General features: G+C 53.3%; 16 protein-coding genes. 6 read left to right on the top strand and 10 right to left on the bottom strand.

Annotated elements, in window-relative coordinates:
• Positions 1-124: 124 nt before the first annotated feature.
• Both PsAD13_RS11110 and PsAD13_RS11105 read right to left on the bottom strand, forming a co-directional pair.
• Positions 125-805: a response regulator gene (locus PsAD13_RS11110; RefSeq protein WP_063318204.1), complete on the bottom strand. Its 681-nt coding sequence runs from the start codon at positions 803-805 to the stop codon at positions 125-127.
• Positions 786-2,615 (bottom strand): sensor histidine kinase, encoded by a 1,830-nt coding sequence (locus PsAD13_RS11105; protein ID WP_063318203.1) that lies wholly within the window; start codon positions 2,613-2,615, stop codon positions 786-788. Before PsAD13_RS11105 ends, PsAD13_RS11110 begins: the two co-directional genes overlap by 20 nt.
• Positions 2,616-2,840: 225 nt before the next feature.
• On the opposite strand from PsAD13_RS11105, the gene PsAD13_RS11100 reads away from it, so the two are divergent.
• A complete protein-coding gene (locus PsAD13_RS11100) occupies positions 2,841-3,203 on the top strand; it encodes a VOC family protein (protein WP_063287930.1) in 363 nt (120 codons plus the stop codon).
• A gap of 106 nt (positions 3,204-3,309) precedes the next feature.
• Positions 3,310-4,053, top strand: coding sequence for a DUF4344 domain-containing metallopeptidase (locus tag PsAD13_RS11095; protein ID WP_063318202.1), 744 nt, complete (start codon positions 3,310-3,312; stop codon positions 4,051-4,053).
• Between the two features lie 19 nt (positions 4,054-4,072).
• Here PsAD13_RS11095 and PsAD13_RS11090 read toward each other — a convergent pair whose 3' ends face one another.
• The 5 genes from PsAD13_RS11090 to PsAD13_RS11070 all read right to left on the bottom strand — a co-directional run bounded on the left by PsAD13_RS11090 (position 4,073) and on the right by PsAD13_RS11070 (position 7,549).
• Positions 4,073-4,444 (bottom strand): nitrile hydratase subunit alpha, encoded by a 372-nt coding sequence (locus PsAD13_RS11090; RefSeq protein WP_063318201.1) that lies wholly within the window; start codon positions 4,442-4,444, stop codon positions 4,073-4,075.
• Positions 4,441-4,776: a hypothetical protein gene (locus PsAD13_RS11085; RefSeq protein ID WP_063318200.1), complete on the bottom strand. Its 336-nt coding sequence runs from the start codon at positions 4,774-4,776 to the stop codon at positions 4,441-4,443. The genes PsAD13_RS11090 and PsAD13_RS11085 overlap by 4 nt, the downstream gene beginning before the upstream one ends.
• Positions 4,777-4,830: 54 nt before the next feature.
• A complete protein-coding gene (locus PsAD13_RS11080) occupies positions 4,831-5,739 on the bottom strand; it encodes an aminoglycoside phosphotransferase family protein (protein ID WP_063318199.1) in 909 nt (302 codons plus the stop codon).
• 145 nt (positions 5,740-5,884) lie between these two features.
• The gene (locus tag PsAD13_RS11075; protein WP_063318198.1) at positions 5,885-6,481 is read right to left on the bottom strand and encodes a HupE/UreJ family protein; all 597 of its coding nucleotides are present in this window, start codon (positions 6,479-6,481) and stop codon (positions 5,885-5,887) included.
• 237 nt (positions 6,482-6,718) lie between these two features.
• Entirely contained in the window at positions 6,719-7,549 is an 831-nt protein-coding gene (locus PsAD13_RS11070) for a universal stress protein (RefSeq protein WP_063318197.1), read from the bottom strand.
• A 414-nt stretch (positions 7,550-7,963) separates the two neighbouring features.
• On the opposite strand from PsAD13_RS11070, the gene PsAD13_RS11065 reads away from it, so the two are divergent.
• Positions 7,964-8,584, top strand: coding sequence for a TetR/AcrR family transcriptional regulator (locus tag PsAD13_RS11065; protein ID WP_063318196.1), 621 nt, complete (start codon positions 7,964-7,966; stop codon positions 8,582-8,584).
• Between the two features lie 86 nt (positions 8,585-8,670).
• Here PsAD13_RS11065 and PsAD13_RS11060 read toward each other — a convergent pair whose 3' ends face one another.
• Positions 8,671-9,171 (bottom strand): DUF417 family protein, encoded by a 501-nt coding sequence (locus PsAD13_RS11060; protein WP_063287922.1) that lies wholly within the window; start codon positions 9,169-9,171, stop codon positions 8,671-8,673.
• Between the two features lie 142 nt (positions 9,172-9,313).
• Here PsAD13_RS11060 and PsAD13_RS11055 point away from each other — a divergent pair, with 142 nt between their 5' ends.
• The 3 genes from PsAD13_RS11055 to PsAD13_RS11045 all read left to right on the top strand — a co-directional run bounded on the left by PsAD13_RS11055 (position 9,314) and on the right by PsAD13_RS11045 (position 11,159).
• Complete coding sequence (locus PsAD13_RS11055; RefSeq protein ID WP_208986543.1) at positions 9,314-9,883, top strand: TetR/AcrR family transcriptional regulator; 570 nt, start codon at positions 9,314-9,316, stop codon at positions 9,881-9,883.
• A gap of 71 nt (positions 9,884-9,954) precedes the next feature.
• Positions 9,955-10,293 carry a DUF1330 domain-containing protein gene (locus PsAD13_RS11050; protein WP_063318194.1) on the top strand — a complete coding sequence of 113 codons (339 nt, stop codon included), beginning with the start codon at positions 9,955-9,957 and terminating at the stop codon, positions 10,291-10,293.
• 224 nt (positions 10,294-10,517) lie between these two features.
• A complete protein-coding gene (locus tag PsAD13_RS11045; RefSeq protein ID WP_063318193.1) occupies positions 10,518-11,159 on the top strand; it encodes a DUF1629 domain-containing protein in 642 nt (213 codons plus the stop codon).
• Between the two features lie 153 nt (positions 11,160-11,312).
• Here the strand turns inward: PsAD13_RS11045 and PsAD13_RS11040 are convergent, their stop codons facing one another.
• Positions 11,313-13,343 carry a methyl-accepting chemotaxis protein gene (locus PsAD13_RS11040; RefSeq protein ID WP_208986542.1) on the bottom strand — a complete coding sequence of 677 codons (2,031 nt, stop codon included), beginning with the start codon at positions 13,341-13,343 and terminating at the stop codon, positions 11,313-11,315.
• 562 nt (positions 13,344-13,905) lie between these two features.
• Positions 13,906-16,831, bottom strand: a 2,926-nt coding sequence (locus tag PsAD13_RS11035; protein ID WP_063318192.1) for an indolepyruvate ferredoxin oxidoreductase family protein, incomplete at its 5' end; no start/stop codon positions are given.

Below are 16,831 nucleotides of genomic sequence, written 5' to 3'. Positions count from 1 at the left end.
GCTTCAGGCGCGTCTTAAACGCCGCCTGGTTGCCGCCTCGTAACCCCGGCACCTCACCACGCTATCCTGAAGTTAACCTGAAACTTTGAGTAAAGTTTGCACCGCAAAGCTCCGAAATCCGCCTTTAAGCCTCTTCCACGCCGCAACACCGGCCAGACCCTGTTGCGCGGTCGGCACTTTGGGTGAGTTGGTAAACGTCGACGAGGGTTTGCACTTCCAGTTTGGCGAGGACGTTGTGGCGGTGGATTTCTACGGTTTTGACGCTCAGGCCTAATGCATTGGCAATGCTTTTGTTTTGCAGGCCTTGTGCCAGATAGCCCATCACCTCACGCTCGCGGTTGGTGAGGCGGTCTACCTTCACTTTGGCCTGCGCTGTCAGGCAGCATTGGCTGGCGCGGTTTCGGGTCTCTGTGATCAGGTCTTGCAGTTTGTCGAGCAAGCCCTGCTCATCAAACGGCTTTTCCAACACATCAACAGCGCCAAGGCTCATGGCACGCACACCATCACGCAGGTTCGCAAAGGCGGAAATGACAATCACCGGCAAGTGCTGGCCCGAGGCACGCAGCTTCTCTAAAAGCCCGAGGCCGCTTGTGCCAGGGATACGCATGTCGGTGATGATGACGCCAACGCAAGGGCGTAGATCAGAGCTCAGAAAATCATCAGCACGCTCAAAATCAACAGCCTTCAACCCGACAGACTCCACCAGACACACCAGTGCTTCCCGCATGGCGTCATCATCATCAATAATGATGATCACAGGCTCAGCCTCTGGTCCATAAAGCGGTTTAACTGGTTGTTGTGTCATGGTTTCCCTCAGTTTGTGAGCGGCTCAATGGCAGCCTCACTGTTGCGCATGTGCCTTCATCAAGCATCGGTTTCAGGGTCAACTCCCCATCGTGGCTGTCAACAATGCTAAACGCGGTGGCCAGCCCTAAACCCAGACTGCCCTTGCTGGAATAGAACGGCTTGAACACCTTCTCCTCCAGCTCTTTTGGAATGCCAGCACCTTGATCGCATACCCTAAGCTCACAGGCTTCTGCAGTCTGTTCCAGCTGAATGGAGATTACTCCATCCTCAAGGCCAGCTTCCACCGTGGCATCAAGCGCGTTTTGCAGAAGAACCACCATAACCTGCCGCAGCTGCACATCATCACAACAAACGAACACAGGCTCTTGCGGTGGGTCCCATTGCAGCTGACAGGCATGCTTGGCGGCAAAGGTGCGCATGAGCATCACGGTTTCATCCACCAGATCGCGCAGGTCCACACGCCGCCGCGCTTCTGGCTGTTTATTGAGAAAGCTGCGCATGGAGTTGATGAAGTCAGAAGCCCGATTGGCTTGCTCTGAGATGCGGGTGAGTTGCTTCTGCAGTGTTTCCTCATCCGCTGTGCCACGGTCCAACCGCTGCCGCAAGCTATGGGCGAAGGTGGAGATGGCGCCAAGCGGTTGCTTGAGATCATGCGCCAGACTGCCTGCAAGGATGTTCATGGAAGACACACGCCCCGCATGGGCCAGCTCACTCTCCAGCATCAGGTTGCGTTGCAGAGCGTTGGCCAGCTTGCCACTGGCTGTTTCCAGCTGCCGTGAGCGGCGGCGGACCAAAAACTCCACATGCCCGACATGCAGCAGAAAGGCTCCACTGAGCAAAATGATAACACCAAGCAGAAAGTAGTTCCGCTCCACCCAGTCTTTCAGGATTTGCCGCAGGTCTTTGTTGTAGGGGTAGAGCGCCAGATCGCGGTAAACCCGCTCAACCGCAGCATAAGAAACAGGTGCAATCCAGTTGGCGTGGCCGAGCCATTCATCCGTGCAGGCGCCATCCGGCATGGATAGCAGGGCCTGCGTAATGCGTGTTGCCAGCTGAGGAGAGACGCCGGGCACCTTCAAAAACGCCCACCCCGGATAAAGCTCCGTGGTTCTGGCACAGGCAAACTCCGGGTCATACTGCTGGCCCAACACGCGAATTTGCGTTTTGTCCAGCTTGCCAGCGGCACTCATGCTCTCCAACAGACAGGCGCGGACAATGCCGATCTGCACGTCTCCCTTCACGACCGCCTCCACCACCGTTTGCTGCGGAAACCCTAGTGGTTTAACGCGCAAGTCAGGCTCATCACCTAGGCTCTGCTGCAGGCTGTGTTTGGCAGCAAGATATCCGCCAAAAGCTTCTGTCGAGACCACGCCCGCACTTGCGCCTTTCAGCTCTGTCAGCCCCGTGATGCCACTGTCCGTTCGCGTAAAAATCACCGACCCGAGGTCGTGCATCTCATTCTTATTGACGTGAGAGCGTGCACTGGCGATGCGGCTGACGCCCGCAATCCGTTCCAACTGAAACGAGTGGCCGGGATTGGTGATGATGAAGTCCAGCTGGTCAGCCTGTTCAGCGATTTGTTGAAGGGTCAGAGGCAGATAGGAGAACTCCACATCCGGCAGTTCACGTTGTAAATGCTCAATGGTCGGTGCCCATGTGCGCTGTGTTTCCAAACTGCCGCGATAGGACAGGATGCCCACACGCACCATGTCAGAGCGCGCAAACACCGGACTGGCCGTCAGTTGGAGTACAACCAGCACAGCAAGAAAAAGTACAACACAAACAATGCGCTGAAGAAAGCCTCTCATGCAGCAGTTCCCAGACCCAACGTATATTAGACAATCCGAAACAAACAGCGATCCTGCCGAATTGCAATAGGTATTTCACCTAGGGCGACGAAGCGCGGCAGGTTGTACCGCTTCTGCATTTACTTGAGGCCTGCCCTGTAGTTTACTCTGGGGAATGAAACTTTCACCTCTGCTGATTTTGAACACTCTGTCATTTACTACAATCTATTAGGACCAGAACACCATATGATCGGCTATATCACTTTAGGTACCAACGACTTAGACCGTGCCTGTGCATTTTACGACGCCATTTTTGGGAAGATGGGTGCAACACGGGTCTTTGAAAACAACCGGCTCTATGCTTGGAGCTTTGGCGAGGGCAAACCGCTCATCGTCCTCAACACACCTTATGATGGCGAAGACGCATCCGTTGGCAACGGCACCATGGTGGCTTTGCGGGTGGAGGATCGCGAAACCGTCGAGACCCTGCATACACTCGCCCTGCAACTGGGCGGCAAAGATGAAGGCCCTCCCGGCCCGCGCGGTGAGGCATTTTATGGGGCTTACTGCCGCGATCTGGATGGCAACAAGCTCAACTTCCACTGCTAACAGCCTTCAGATGTATCACAAAGCACAAAGGATTTGGCGAACCTGCGTAAACATGGCATTGGAATGATTATTCAGAGATTTCAATAGCTGATACGGAAGGCCGCCAATGCTACGTTCTCTTCTTCTCACCGCGACTTGCGCAGTTTCGCTGCTGTCTCCTCTTGGTGCACAGGCTGATGAAGCAGAGAACGCCTTTGTGGAGGCCAACATCCTGTCGATCTTTTACCACGAGGTTGGCCATGCGGTGATTGATCAGATGCAGGTACCAATCTTCGGGCAGGAGGAAGACGCCGCAGATGTGCTCTCCGTGTTGATGATTGACTGGCTTTATGAGGAAGAGGCCGCGCAGGAGCTCGCCTTTGATAGCGCGTTTGGCTACATCAACGATCCCGAAGGGGAAGAAGAGGTGGCGTGGTGGGATCTGCATGGACCTGATCAGCAGCGCTACTACAACCATATCTGCCTGTTTTATGGGGCAGATCCGGACAAGCGCGCAGAGTTGGCTTCAGACCTGGACCTGCCGGAAGACCGGGCAGAAATGTGCCCGTTTGAGTACGAGCAAGCTGCCAGCAGTTGGGGCGCTGTGTTTGATGAGATGAAGCCTGGCTCCGGCGTTGCGATGACTTTTCAAGCGGGGACTGGTGCGGACGCCGAGGTCATCAATCACGTGCTTTCTGAGGAAATCAAAAGCCTGAAAGACGACATGTCTCTGCCCAACGAGGTCATCGTAAAGGTGGAAAGCTGTGGCGAGCCGAACGCGTTTTACGATCCTGAGGAGGTCTCCATCTCCTTCTGCACCGAGTTCATTCCGCACCTGAGATCACTCTATCAGTCCAACTTGCAGAACTGACACGCTCGTACGCTGGGGATCATAACTTAAGCCCCAGTTTGCTGATCCAACTGCGACGCATATCTCGAAGAGTCCATTTCAGCTCATCACTCGGGATGAAATACCCGCCGATGCCAGAGGAAAACAGCAGGTCATACGTGCGCTCGGTAGATTTGTGCAGCGCCTGCTCAACCTCATCAGCAGAGCCCTCCGGCTTAATGGGGATCATCATGCAGATGGTGTCGGGCTCTTGCTCAATCACCTCAACGCGTACGCCTGCATCAAACTCATAACCCGTTGTTTCGCCAAGCGTTCCTTTCGGATCTGCAATCAGGCGCTGGCGATACGCAGGATCGTTGATCATCCGTCGGTAGTCTTGCTCCGCAAAATCGCTGTTGTCGCGGTCTGTCATGCTTCCCTCTCCCCTTTCGCGATGGAAGAGCGGATGCCAAGCAGTTTGACCTTGTTGTAAACCGAAGCAACCCAGACAAACATATCTCCGCTGGACCACAAATCCAATTGGTTGAGATCCAATGTTGTATCAAGTCCACCCTCTTGTTTGGCAGGGGGAATAGTCAGATAAAGCGTGTCTTTACGCTGCTGGAGGATCCGGACTTTAACGCTGGGATCAACCTTCACTCCCAGCTCCTTAAGCGCAGCAGCTGCATCGCGCTCTGCCAGTTTCGCGAATGCCGGATCCTCCCACATGCGCTGGGTCAACAACAGCTCAAAGTCTCTTTCCATTGCTGCTCTTCCTGTTTGACTGCACAAGATCAGAAAGAGCCTAAAGGCAGGACCTTAAGTCTTCGTGGTAACAAGTTTTGCATCTGAGAGGATGGCTTCAATCACTGCTTTTGCTTCTCTTTGTTCCTCTGCGATATTGTCTTTTCTGGCGTAGTAGAGCGTGCGAACTGCCTTCCAGAGAGCCCAGCCTATGGCGCGATCCCAGGTATTTTGGTCGATGTTGACCGCGGTTTTGAAAATCTCGCGATTGACGCCGGAAAAGAATTTCCAGGTGATAACTAAGTCGCAGGCGGGATCGCCAACCGTGCATAAGCCGAAATCAATAACGGCACTGAGGCGGCCATCTCGTGTGAGGATATTCCCGTTTGAGAGGTCTCCCTGCACCCAAACTGCAGGCTTCTCCCATTTGGACCGAAGCGCCTGCTCCCAGATCATCAGCGCTGCGTCGGCATCAATCAGGTCAGTCACACCAGAGAGGCAAAAACGGGTCTCCTCATCATAGACACTGAGATCACCGCCACGGTGGCAGTTCTGATCTCCGGCTTCCGGCGCCCCTGTGGTGTCAGCAGCCCACAGCGCATGCAGGAAGGCTGCGAGATCTCTCGCAAACTCGTTCATATCACAGATAGATTCTGCAGAGGCTGTCTCTCCCTCGATCCAGCGATAGACTGACCACGGATATGGGTAATCTGCATTCGGCTTGCCAAGGGCAGCAGGTTCAGGAACTGCCACGGGCAGATGTTTTGCCAGGTTAGGCAGCCAGTTAAACTCCTTCTCGACCTGCGGAACATAACCCGCAGCAGATGGCAAACGCACCTTCAGCTCATCGCCCAGGCGGAACGTGTTGTTGTCCCAGCCATCCTTCTCAACACGTTTGAGAGGCAGAGCGGCCCACGCGGGGAACTGCTCATCAAGCATCTTGCGCACCACCTCGGGCGCTATCGTCAAACGGCCATCACTCATTGAAACTCGCAATCACACATAAAAATCAGCATAAAAAAAGGCGCGGTCGAGACCGCACCTTCAAGAAAGCAGAACTGAGTGTGTTTGCGAAGGGAAAGCCACAAAACCGGAGTAATCCCTTGAAAACTGTCGCTTTAAAGAAACACTAGGCGACGAACATCAGATAGAGGCCAAACAGCGCTGTAACCGCACCAAGCGCGCGCAGGAACATGCGACCACTGTTCCATTCGGTCAACGAGCCGAGCCCGATGCCGGACAAACCAAGCGCGAAAGAGGAAACGGAAAAGCCGAGCGCATAGATCAACAGGCTGCTCGCATTGGCCTCAGTGGCATGCGCCGCACCATGGAACACAGCAAACACGCCAACAATCAGCGCACCCACCACCACAGGCAGTTTCAGAGCGAACGCCACCAGCAGGCCAATCACGATGACAGACGCCAGAATACCCGTCTCTACATACGGCACAACAACGCCCATGTAACGAGCCCAGAACGCCATGAACATGACCAGCGTGAACACCAGCGGCCAGACCAGACGCTTTTTAAGAAGCACCAGCGCAGCCCAGACACCGACACCAACCATGGTGAGGATATGGTCCAGCCCACCAAGGGGATGCCACAGACCGTGGAGAAAATCCGCTTTGGCTTGCGCAGTTGAAAAGGCGGCGGCGTGTGCAGGCAGAGCAATCAACATCAATACTGCCAGAAGACCCGTTAAACCGGCAGTCTCTCTCAATTTCATAAGTACAATTTCCAATATTGAGCGCGCAATGCCACGCGCAGTCTACGTCGTCAGGTGTGAAGCAAGGTGCCCCCACAAGGTGACGCCAAACTGACTTGTTTTCTGAAGACTGGCAATCAAACCGCGTTCTTTTGGGAAAAACACGTCGGATTGCCTGTAGAAAACATCATGGGAAATGTAAGGAGAGGAGGATACAGTAAAAAAGGGAACCTGCGAGGTTCCCTTTCTGAGTTGGGTTTAGTGGGTCATCAGCACCGGGATCTTCATCTCGTGCAGCACCCGGCGTGTCGCCCCGCCAAACAGGTACTGCGCTAAGCGGCTGTGCCCATATCCGCCCATTACCAGCATGTCGGCATTGAGGCGTTCTACCGTGCTCAGCAGCGCTTCTGAGACAGAGCCGGAGACGTTGCTCATCACTTCCAGATGAATGTTCACGCCATGGCGCTCAAAGTAATTGCGGATGTCTGTCAGCTCGGAATATTTTGGCTCGTCATGCGGCGTGATCATCACAACAGAAACAGTATCTGCATTTTGCAGCATGGACATGGAGGCATGCGCTGCGTTGGACGCAGGACCAGAGCCATCCCAAGCCACGGCTATATTTCTGGGTGCAAACGCTTTTTCATATGCATGCGGCACAATAAGTGTCGCGACACCGGTATCAAACACCATCGCCTCAATCATGGCAGCACGCATCGGTTCCGGCTTGGCAGGATCGTCCTGTCGTATCACGGTAACATCACTCAAACGCCCCAGATGCATCAGCTCGTCAAACGTGCCGCCAAGGGTGATGTCTGTGACGCGTGTTTCACCATCTATGCCCGCGCCCTCAAACTGTTTTGCGAAGCCCTCTAATGATTTATTGAGTGTCGCGGCGGACTGCTCCTGCAAGCGCTGTTCATAGTCTGGCGGCATTGGGCCGGCGGTGCACAGGTAGTAGGAGGTCTCGTAGTTGGGCACGACGCCAATCAGATAGGCATCTGTCAGCTTGGAGAGTTCAACGGCAACGCGGGATGCGACCTGATCACCGGACGTGTCGGTAAGGGTGACGACTGTTTTGATAGACATATCTGAACCTCCAATTGACCCAATTCATGAAGCGCAGAATGCGAAAAGCACCCACCTGTAGGTCGAGTTGCCAAGAATACCCTTCCCGCCTCATAGAGTGATAGTTGGCCCCAAACAGCCACAAGTAAATTGGGTGCTATACTTAGCCTCCTACGAAATATTATAATCCTACGTACGTGCTATAACCTTAAGTCAACCTATGATAGACATAGGCAAACAGAACAACAGGCTGATTTTTACATTTTGAATATTTAAAGGCAAACAGCACAAAACTGCCTTATTGTGCTATCCGCGTGGTGGATTTCAACGGAATTGGCATAAATTAAAATGTATCCAACTCATTGGATTTGCGTTTCTTTTTCTAAAGCCGAGCATCTGTGTTGAGGGCATTTTTGAATAATCTATAGTTTCAAAATGAGCTCGGACGAACCAGTTGAACCGGACATTCCAATTCCCGAACTCGAAAATCTTTTTGATACGAGCATTCGTGTGTTTTTGGAAAAGGGGATTAAAGCTGCCACGATGAAAGACGTGTCGGAGGCGGTGGGCGTTTCTCTTGCCGCTCTGGAAGGCCGATTTACATCAAAGCAGGGTCTGGTCGTCGCAGCGCTCAGTTGGTACTATCTCAAATATAGCCAGCAAATGCAATCGATTATGGCTCTGCATTCCGATATCTACTCCGCCATGCAAGCAGCCTTCATGGAATTTACCGAGCTGTGCTGCGATGAGATCAAAGCAGAGAAAGGCCTCTTCTGGCTGACGCTTATCGATCTTGGTTACGTGGATAAAGAGCTCTGGGAGCAGTTTCAGGGGCTGCAATTCAATTGGGAAGATCAGATCCGCGACAAGCTCGTTCAATGCCAGAATGAACTCAAAGACCCGGGCGAGATCGAGCTGCTAACCGGGTACTTTATGCTCATTTTTGAAGGGCTCTACGAGATGGTAAAGTTCGGCATGCCCGAGGAGAAGATCTTCAAACTTATCGAGGTTTCACTGGAAGCTTTGGGGAGTAGAATGAAGACAGGCGGGCGGTAAAAGCCGGTACTTGCCAGCGTTTTGCGGGTAGCCCAATGGAGGCGTCATTAACGCCCCCATTTCAGTGCACAGAGAGGAGTATATCTTTATTTTGCAGTTGCACTGAGGGCATTGCCCAGGGCGAACACGGATGCGAACAGCAGGACAATATCTTTCAAAAGGAACTGCCCCGGAATAACGGAGATCGCCAGCACGCCAGTGTCCGGAATGAACACGCCCGGCGTGGAAAAGAAGAAGCTGAAGGTCAACAGAAACGTGCCGATGGCACCAAGCGCACCGAAGACCGCAAATTTAGGCGCGAAGAAGCGGGTGGTGAGTAACGCCGCGATGGTCAGCTCTGTAAGTCCGATGAGTTTGGACACAGCTCCTTCGGACAGGAATGAGTAAAGCCATCCAAGAAAGGGAGAATTCTCGACCAGTCCGCGAATTGCTCCGGCCTCATATGCCGTAAACTTCATGCCACCAAACCAAAGGAACACGAGAATAAGGGCGGCGAAGATTCCGTTTTTCGCGATATCGGAGAACAAAGCACCCAGGGCGGCGTTGTCATCTGATTGAGTGGCAGGCGCGTGAGTAAGATCAGTCATTTCAACCTCCTGTGTTGAATTTGGTAGTGTGTTGCGGCGGGTCTTGCCAGCCTGTGCACTTAGGTATATGTATTACGGACCGATGTGTCCATAATAAATTACGGACTGATCGGTAACATTGTTGTGAGCGGGAATTAATGTGATGGCGAGACCTCGGGAATTTGACCCCCAAACTGCGTTGGACAGAATACAGAGAGCTTTTTGGGAAAAAGGCTATCATGGCACCTCCATGCAGGACCTGGAGAGGATAACCGAGCTGAAGAAGCAGTCGCTCTACCGGGAGTTTGGCAATAAAGACGCCATGTACGCGCGGGCGCTGAAGCTCTACCACGAGCGAGATCTCACCCATCTGGCACAGGTCATCTGCCGGGCACCCAACGCAAAACAACGGTTTGTGGATTTGTTTGAGGCTGTGCTGGTGCCAGTGCGCAACGGCGACCGCAGCGGTTGCTTCCTGTGCAACTCCGCCATTGAGCACGCCCATGATGATCAGCAGATCCAGCTCAACGCGCAGGAAGGTATCCAGAGCACGCAAGACCTGTTCAACACCGCCCTCGCTGTCTCCGAGCCCTACAAGAGTGATGATGCTTTGCGAAAGCAGAAGGCCAATCTGCTGGCTGCAGGTTACTTCGGCCTACGGGTCATGGTGCGCGGCGGCACGCCTCTGACAGAGCTGGAAGAGACAGTCACCGTTCTGGTCAGTACCATTTAGGCAGACCGGGTTTGCTTAGCAGGCGCAGTGATGTAGGCGTCGCCTCACTCTATAAATTCAGGACACTTTAAATGGCTGGTTATGTTCTTCACCACTACAATATTATCGACAGGTCGCGCATTGAGGAACTCGGCCCAAGATCCCTCCCTATTGTCGAAAAATATGGTGGCGAGCTGGTCGTCGCGAGTCCTATGAAAACCCTCGCGGGGCCAACATCCTACACGAATATGGTGATGTACAGGTTCGAGAGTTTTGAGGCTGCTCTGACCTTCTATAACTCAGAGGAAATGGTGGAACTCAGAAAGTTCAGTAGCGAGGTCATCAAGGGATTTGCGACAGTCGTTCCGAGTCATTCGGAAACAGAAAGCGTTGTGAAATCAAGTTATTTCGCCAAAGAGGCCGCGAGCTGATCTTATTCCGCAGAGAATGCAACAGCTGGATGCAAACCGCTTTATCAGAGATGATCTTTTCTTTCTGCTTCGCACCATATTATCCTAACAATGCAAGTATTATGGTAGAACATATTTATTGAAGTAGGGAGTTCCGAAACCTCTTATTGGCCATCCGTTTATACTATACAGCGCGCCCAGAAGACAGGTGCGCCCAAGTTTTACCATACCGGGGGAATGCGTAAATGGCTTACCTGATTAATTTAGATTACAACAGCAGAGAACCTCAATTTGAGTTTCTGGATGAACCTCAAGATATGCCACTTTTTGGGCTTAGCAGTGGAAATATTCTTGATCCCAATCGTTTCCCGACCAAAGCAAAAGAGGAAACAAAGAAAAAGGTTATTCCCGATATCTTTTCCATGCCAGGACTGAATGCAGTCTCTCAGCGCTTCAAAGATCTGGTGGAAGAGTTTGAGCCGGGAGTTCATCAGTTTCTCCCACTTGAGCTGTTTAAGAAAACAGGTGAGCCGATTGATGGCAATTTTTACATCTTCAACTGCGGAAAACGTCTGGATGCGGTGTTGAACAAGCATTCTCCAGTGGGGTGGGGGAAGCCTGACGACTTTACGGGCAAGCCTAAGTTAAACATTCATAATGGCAATACCAACTACCTGAGCGTCTCTCGCATTAAGGGGCACCATTTTTGGTGTTCTGACTATCAACGCATTATTGGCGTTTATGTCTCCAATGAGGTCTTCAAGCGCCTTAGCAAGGAAAAGTTCAAATATTTCAAATTCAAACGCTGGCCCGAGCTTGATGAACCATGGTTGCCTGAAGAAAACATTGGCCCATTTCTCGAGTGGGAAGCCGCTCAACAGTATTGATCTGGCTTGAGTTAATGCAAGCCGAAACCGCAGATAGCGGTAAGTTGAAATTTTGCCATTCAACCACTTGATAAACATAGTTCGCCATTTCCCAACACAAAGGCTGGCAAAGCCTATAACCTCGCCAGCCGGATTTCTCATTAAGTTACAGCCTTATACGGACTGGACCTTGTAAAGGAAGTCATCGATCTGCTCACGCAGGTCAACAACCTCTTGCCGCACAGAAGAGGCGGTTTTGGAGACCAGGTCAGAGGACTGATTGGTTTTCTCTGCTGCTTGCGCCACCAGCACCATGTTTTCAGAAACGTTCTGCGTACCCGTTGCTGCCTGATGCACGTTTTCAGTGATCTCGGCAGTGGCCGCGCCCTGTTGTTCAACAGAGGCCGCAATGTTGGATGAAAACTCGTTAACCTGCCGGATGCTGGAGGTGATTTCCTGAATAGCTTCAACGGCATCCTTGGAGGAGCCTTGAATCTCCGCGATCTGCTGAGAGATTTCTTCAGTCGCCTTAGAGGTCTGGCTTGCCAACTCCTTCACCTCGGTTGCCACAACAGCAAAGCCCTTGCCCATCTCACCGGCACGAGCTGCCTCAATGGTGGCGTTGAGCGCTAGCAAGTTGGTTTGCTCGGCGATGTCCTGAATGAGATTGACCACCTCACCAATACGCTGCGCCGTGCCGTCCAGATCCAGCACTTTGGTGTTGGTGGCCTGTACTGCATCGTTGGTTTGGGTGATCACCTTGTTGGTGCGGGCAATCTGCTGCGCAATCTCTTCAATGGAGGTTGAAAGCTCCTCAGAAGCAGAGGCCACCGTCTGTACGTTCGCTGTTGCTTCTTCAGAAGCCGCAGAGGTTGCTGTGGTTTGAAGGTTTGTGTTCTCGGCAATATCCGCCAGATCTTTAGAGGTCTGCTCCAGCTCATCAAACCGACTGTGAATGACCGTCAGAGCGGTTTCTGCGGTGCCGGAGAACGCCTCAATCAGTTTGGATGATTCCTTCTGACGCTCCACCTCGCGCAAATGCTCCTTCTCAGCTTCTGACTGCAAGCTCTGGCGTTCTGAGACCGCAGTTACAAACACTTTCAAGGCGTTAGCCATCTGACCGATTTCGTCAGAGCGGCCAGTATACTGCACCTCATCGGAAACATTGCCATCAGCAAGAGATTGCATTCGGTGGGTCAGATTGACGATTGGACGGGCAATGGAGTTGCCGATGAACCATAAAATAATGCAACCGATCAGGCCGGAAACCACCGCTGCAATCAATGCCATATCGCGTGTATTGCGGGCACCGGCTGTCAGCTCCTCAGTGGTGACGGACATGCCGGCAAACCAGGACTGATCTGTCGTACCCAGTTGAAACTTCTCGAAAATAAACAGGCGGTCACCAACCTCTTGCATGTTCGCCTTGTCGCGGACACCGCTCATGATACTCGCAATAACCGGGCGGACTTTCTCGCCCAAAACAGAGCGGTCGCTGTGGCTGACCCAGAGCCCGTCTTCGCTGACCACTGCCAGACGGCCAGTGTCATAGAAGTTGGCGGCACCCATTTTTTCTTGCAGCTTGTCGAAATCAACATCGATCACCACAACACCAACGGCCTCGCCTTTTGCGTTCAGGATTGGGTCCAGAACGGAAGCCGAGAGGATTTTTTTGCCTTCAACATCAAAGGTGTAAGGCTCGGTCACAAATTGGCTTTTCTGCTGTATCGTCCTGCGCATACGCCGCTGAACATCAGCACGGCCAATGTCTGCTGTCAGGGACTGAACACTGCCATTTTCTATGTAGAAGTAGGGAACGAACTGGCCTGTGTCAGAAGCGTACTTCTTGCCAACGTAATCAGCATCTTTGCCTGCAACATCCGGCTGCAGGAAGACGGCGATGCCGAGGATGTCGGTTGTGCCGCGCAGGGCTGCTTCTGTCATGAGCGCGATGTTGGTGCGCGAAGCGTCTCCGCTGTCGATCTCAGCGCCGTAAGTGCGTGCAAGTGTTGTGGAAATTACCTGCGACTCTTTTAAAAGATCCTGCGCTGTGACAGCCAGTCCGGATGCAACCGAGTTGAATAATGCGCGGCTGTCTTGCTCAGCCGTTTGCATGCTGAGGTAGGTTCCGATCGAAATTACGAGCGATGAGGCAACGAGAAGAACCGCTGCTGATGCGCTGACAATGCGATGACTTAGTTTCATTTTCTGCTTCGCCATACTGTAGAAATCAGTACGGGTTCCGCCATCTCTCACTCATATGATGCTGGTTTCAACCACCTCTGGTTGATTAACCCTCTCCTTACGTAAATACAACAGTCACTATTATTATAGTTTTGTTAATATTTAACTGAATTTATCATCACAATACATAATAGAGATAAGCTTAAATCAGTTTATACCCCTGACAGAGAACCCGTTTTATTGGAGACTACTAAAATAGAACTGGGATCACTATTAGGGTTTATCCATAAGTGCATAATACACATTTTGGAATTAATCTTGGAAAAACTCAAAACTAAGGCGGTACTAGTACCTATATCTTTCACTCAGGGCATCTCATCAACGGCAGGTTGCCGCCACAACTCCGCTGCATGTCTTGAACTGAGGGAGTAACTGCATGATCTTGTGCGATCCTGCAGAGGGGGCCAATTTTCTACAAAAAATCGCTGAGCCCGTTTGCGTTGCTATGTAAGCCCCAAAACCAAAACGGGGTGAAACCCGTAGGCCTCACCACAATTCCATCAATGATATCATTACGTTACACTTACGCAGGCACCTTCTCCGGCTTTGCGTTGTTTTGTGCGTTGCTAAGCGCTGTTTTGCGTCGCTCGCGCAGCCTCAGAGCTTTTTCCGCATTGCCCGCTCGTACGTGGCCGTACCCGCGCACTTTCACTGGCCAGCTCAACAGATCATGCGCAGCTTTCTCACCAGCCTCCGCCAAACGAGTGCAGACCAGATCCATGTCTGCCTCATATGATGAACGCATTTCATTTGCGAGAACGCGCTCCTCATTGTTGCGGAAGGGATCAAGGAACGAGCCGCGCAGACCTTTGAGGCTGGAGAGGACCGAGAATAACTTCATCATCCATGGCCCGAACTCAGTCTTCACTGGCAGACCGGTCACACGGTCCTTTTTCGCAAAGGGACCGCCGCCGATATGGAAGCGCACTTCCAGGTCACCCTCGAAAGTTTCCGCAAGGCTTTGCTTGAACTGTGGCTGTGAGAACAAGCGCGCGACTTCAAACTCGTCCTTATGCGCCAGCAGACGGAAATATTGCGTCGCGGCGGTGCGAAGTATCAGTTCGCCCGCTCCGGCCTTTTTCAGCGCAACCAGCTTTTGACGGTAAGTTTTGCCAAGGCTGTTGCCTTGATACTCCTTGAGGCGGTTCACCCTGTCCTCAATCAGCTCTTCCAGCGGCAGCGGGCGGTCCAGCTTCACCACTTGCGCAACGGGTGCCCGTGCTTTGGCAACCCGCTCCGGGTCCAGCACCATCAGGCGGCCCCAGTTGAAGGCCTCGAAGTTCTTGTCGCGGGCCACACCGTTCAGCTCAATGGCCTGACGGATGGAACCGAGCGTCACCGGAATAAGGCCGCGCTGCCAGGCCGCACCAAACAGCATCATGTTTGCCATCACCGCATCGCCGCACAGGTCTTTCGCCGCTTGCGTGGTGTCGAAGTAATCCAGCCGGTCGCCAACAGCCTCGCTCAGCCGCGCCTGCAGGTTGGGCGTGTTGATGTCCCAATCCGGGTTCTTGGAAAAGTCGATGGTCGGCACTTCTTCCGTGTTCACCACCACCTGAGCGGAGCCCTGGCGCAGTGTTGTCAGCGTTTCATCACCCGCTGTCACCACCAGATCACAGCCGATCACAACATCCGCTTCGCCAACCGCCAATCGTGCGCTTTGCAGCCCATCGGCGGAGTTGGCGATGCGCATATGCGTCATCACCGCCCCGTATTTTTGCGCAAGGCCCGTCAGGTCCAAAGTGGAAACACGGCTGCCATCCAAATGTGCGGCCATGGACAGGATCGCGCCAATGGTGACAACGCCTGTGCCGCCAATACCAGTGACCAGCAGTCCAGTCGCGCCGTTGATGGCGGGCAGTTCCGGCTCTGCAAGTAACTCATCACCCACGCTTTCCACCTGACGCTCTGCAGGTGTGGTCGCCTTCTTTGGCTCTGCGCCGTGAATGGTCACGAAGCTTGGACAGAAGCCTTCAACGCAAGAGAAATCCTTGTTGCAGCTGGACTGGTTGATCTGGCGTTTGCGGCCCAGAGGCGTTTCCAGCGGCTCAATGGAAAGGCAACCAGACTTCTCACCACAATCGCCACATCCCTCGCAGATATCCGGGTGAATGAAGGTGCGGACCTTCGGGTCCTCCCATTTGCCGCGCTTGCGCAGGCGGCGGCGCTCGGTAGCGCAGGCCTGATCATAAATCAGAACCGTCACGCCCGGTATTTCACGCAGGTCTCGCTGCACCGCTTCCAGCTCGCGGCGGAGGTGCACCTCAACGCCTGCCGGAATGGATTGAGCCTGCACCCGCTCCACATCCTCGGTCACCACAACCACCTTCTTCACGCCTTCATTGAGCGCGGCAGTGATGAGCTGGGGCACGGATTGCTCGCCGTCAACGGGCTGTCCGCCTGTCATGGAAACAAAGCCGTTGACCAGAAGTTTGTAGGTCATGGTTGCGTTAGCCGCCACGGCCTGACGCATGGCCAGAAAGCCGGAGTGGAAGTAGGTGCCATCGCCCATATTGGCGAACACGTGCGGCTCATCGGTAAACGGCGCCTGCCCCACCCAGTGCATGCCCTCACCGCCCATTTGGGAGGGGGCCTTGGTCTTTACCGGGTCATTGAAATACGCAATGGTGTGGCAGCCAATGCCTGCCAGCGCGCGGCTGCCATCCGGTACTTTGGTGGAAGTGTTGTGCGGGCAACCGGAGCAGAACGAGGGACGACGCACCGGCCCCGGCTTCAGCTTGATCGGCACCGGCACTTTGGCCTTAAGCTCCTCATCCTCCAAAAACTCTGCAATGGCAGAGGCCACCTGATTGGCAGCAAGCACGCCAGAGTTCGGCAACAGCCCCTTGCCTTGCACCTTCAGCGAGATACCCGCATCAAACAGGATGGTTTTCAGCTGATCCTCAACAACAGGTCGCTTTTCTTCCACCACGAGGATCTTCTTGAGACCCTTGGAAAACGCCTCGATGATCTTCGGGTCCAACGGCCACACCATGCCGATCTTCAGGATGCGAATGCGGCGCTTTTCTGTTTCAAGAGACGTAAGGCCCAGCTCATTCATGGCTTGGCGCAGATCAGAATAAGATTTGCCCGAGGCGATGATGCCCACCTCCGGCTCATGGGCATCGTGGGTGATCTGGTTGATGTTGTTGGCCTGCGCAAAGGCCAGCGCGCGTGGAATTTTCTCTTCCAGCAGCCGCTTTTCCTGCTGCACGGGCAGATCGATCTCACGAATCCAGACGCCGCCCTGCGGGTCTTGTCTGTCCGGCTTCACCACCTCAATGCGGTCCAGATCTACCTCCACGGTAGAGGCGCTTTCCACCACATCCGTCACCAGCTTCACGCCCACCCAGCATCCGCTGTAACGGCTCATTTCCACGGCCAGAATGCCGTAGTCCAGAATGTCCTGCGGGTTGGCTGGGTAAAGCACCGGTCTCTTATACAATCTC

This window comes from Pseudovibrio sp. Ad13 (assembly GCF_001623225.1).
Classification (GTDB): domain Bacteria; phylum Pseudomonadota; class Alphaproteobacteria; order Rhizobiales; family Stappiaceae; genus Pseudovibrio.
This window is presented reverse-complemented; position numbering and strand designations above follow the sequence as displayed.

What these genes read in the sequence shown, in the direction of transcription:
- PsAD13_RS11110 (WP_063318204.1), bottom strand. Translation starts at nt 805, where the DNA reads ATGACACAACAACCAGTTAAACCGCTTTATGGACCAGAGGCTGAGCCT.
- PsAD13_RS11105 (WP_063318203.1), bottom strand. Translation starts at nt 2,615, where the DNA reads ATGAGAGGCTTTCTTCAGCGCATTGTTTGTGTTGTACTTTTTCTTGCT.
- PsAD13_RS11100 (WP_063287930.1), top strand. Translation starts at nt 2,841, where the DNA reads ATGATCGGCTATATCACTTTAGGTACCAACGACTTAGACCGTGCCTGT.
- PsAD13_RS11095 (WP_063318202.1), top strand. Translation starts at nt 3,310, where the DNA reads ATGCTACGTTCTCTTCTTCTCACCGCGACTTGCGCAGTTTCGCTGCTG.
- PsAD13_RS11090 (WP_063318201.1), bottom strand. Translation starts at nt 4,444, where the DNA reads ATGACAGACCGCGACAACAGCGATTTTGCGGAGCAAGACTACCGACGG.
- PsAD13_RS11085 (WP_063318200.1), bottom strand. Translation starts at nt 4,776, where the DNA reads ATGGAAAGAGACTTTGAGCTGTTGTTGACCCAGCGCATGTGGGAGGAT.
- PsAD13_RS11080 (WP_063318199.1), bottom strand. Translation starts at nt 5,739, where the DNA reads ATGAGTGATGGCCGTTTGACGATAGCGCCCGAGGTGGTGCGCAAGATG.
- PsAD13_RS11075 (WP_063318198.1), bottom strand. Translation starts at nt 6,481, where the DNA reads ATGAAATTGAGAGAGACTGCCGGTTTAACGGGTCTTCTGGCAGTATTG.
- PsAD13_RS11070 (WP_063318197.1), bottom strand. Translation starts at nt 7,549, where the DNA reads ATGTCTATCAAAACAGTCGTCACCCTTACCGACACGTCCGGTGATCAG.
- PsAD13_RS11065 (WP_063318196.1), top strand. Translation starts at nt 7,964, where the DNA reads ATGAGCTCGGACGAACCAGTTGAACCGGACATTCCAATTCCCGAACTC.
- PsAD13_RS11060 (WP_063287922.1), bottom strand. Translation starts at nt 9,171, where the DNA reads ATGACTGATCTTACTCACGCGCCTGCCACTCAATCAGATGACAACGCC.
- PsAD13_RS11055 (WP_208986543.1), top strand. Translation starts at nt 9,314, where the DNA reads ATGGCGAGACCTCGGGAATTTGACCCCCAAACTGCGTTGGACAGAATA.
- PsAD13_RS11050 (WP_063318194.1), top strand. Translation starts at nt 9,955, where the DNA reads ATGGCTGGTTATGTTCTTCACCACTACAATATTATCGACAGGTCGCGC.
- PsAD13_RS11045 (WP_063318193.1), top strand. Translation starts at nt 10,518, where the DNA reads ATGGCTTACCTGATTAATTTAGATTACAACAGCAGAGAACCTCAATTT.
- PsAD13_RS11040 (WP_208986542.1), bottom strand. Translation starts at nt 13,343, where the DNA reads ATGAAACTAAGTCATCGCATTGTCAGCGCATCAGCAGCGGTTCTTCTC.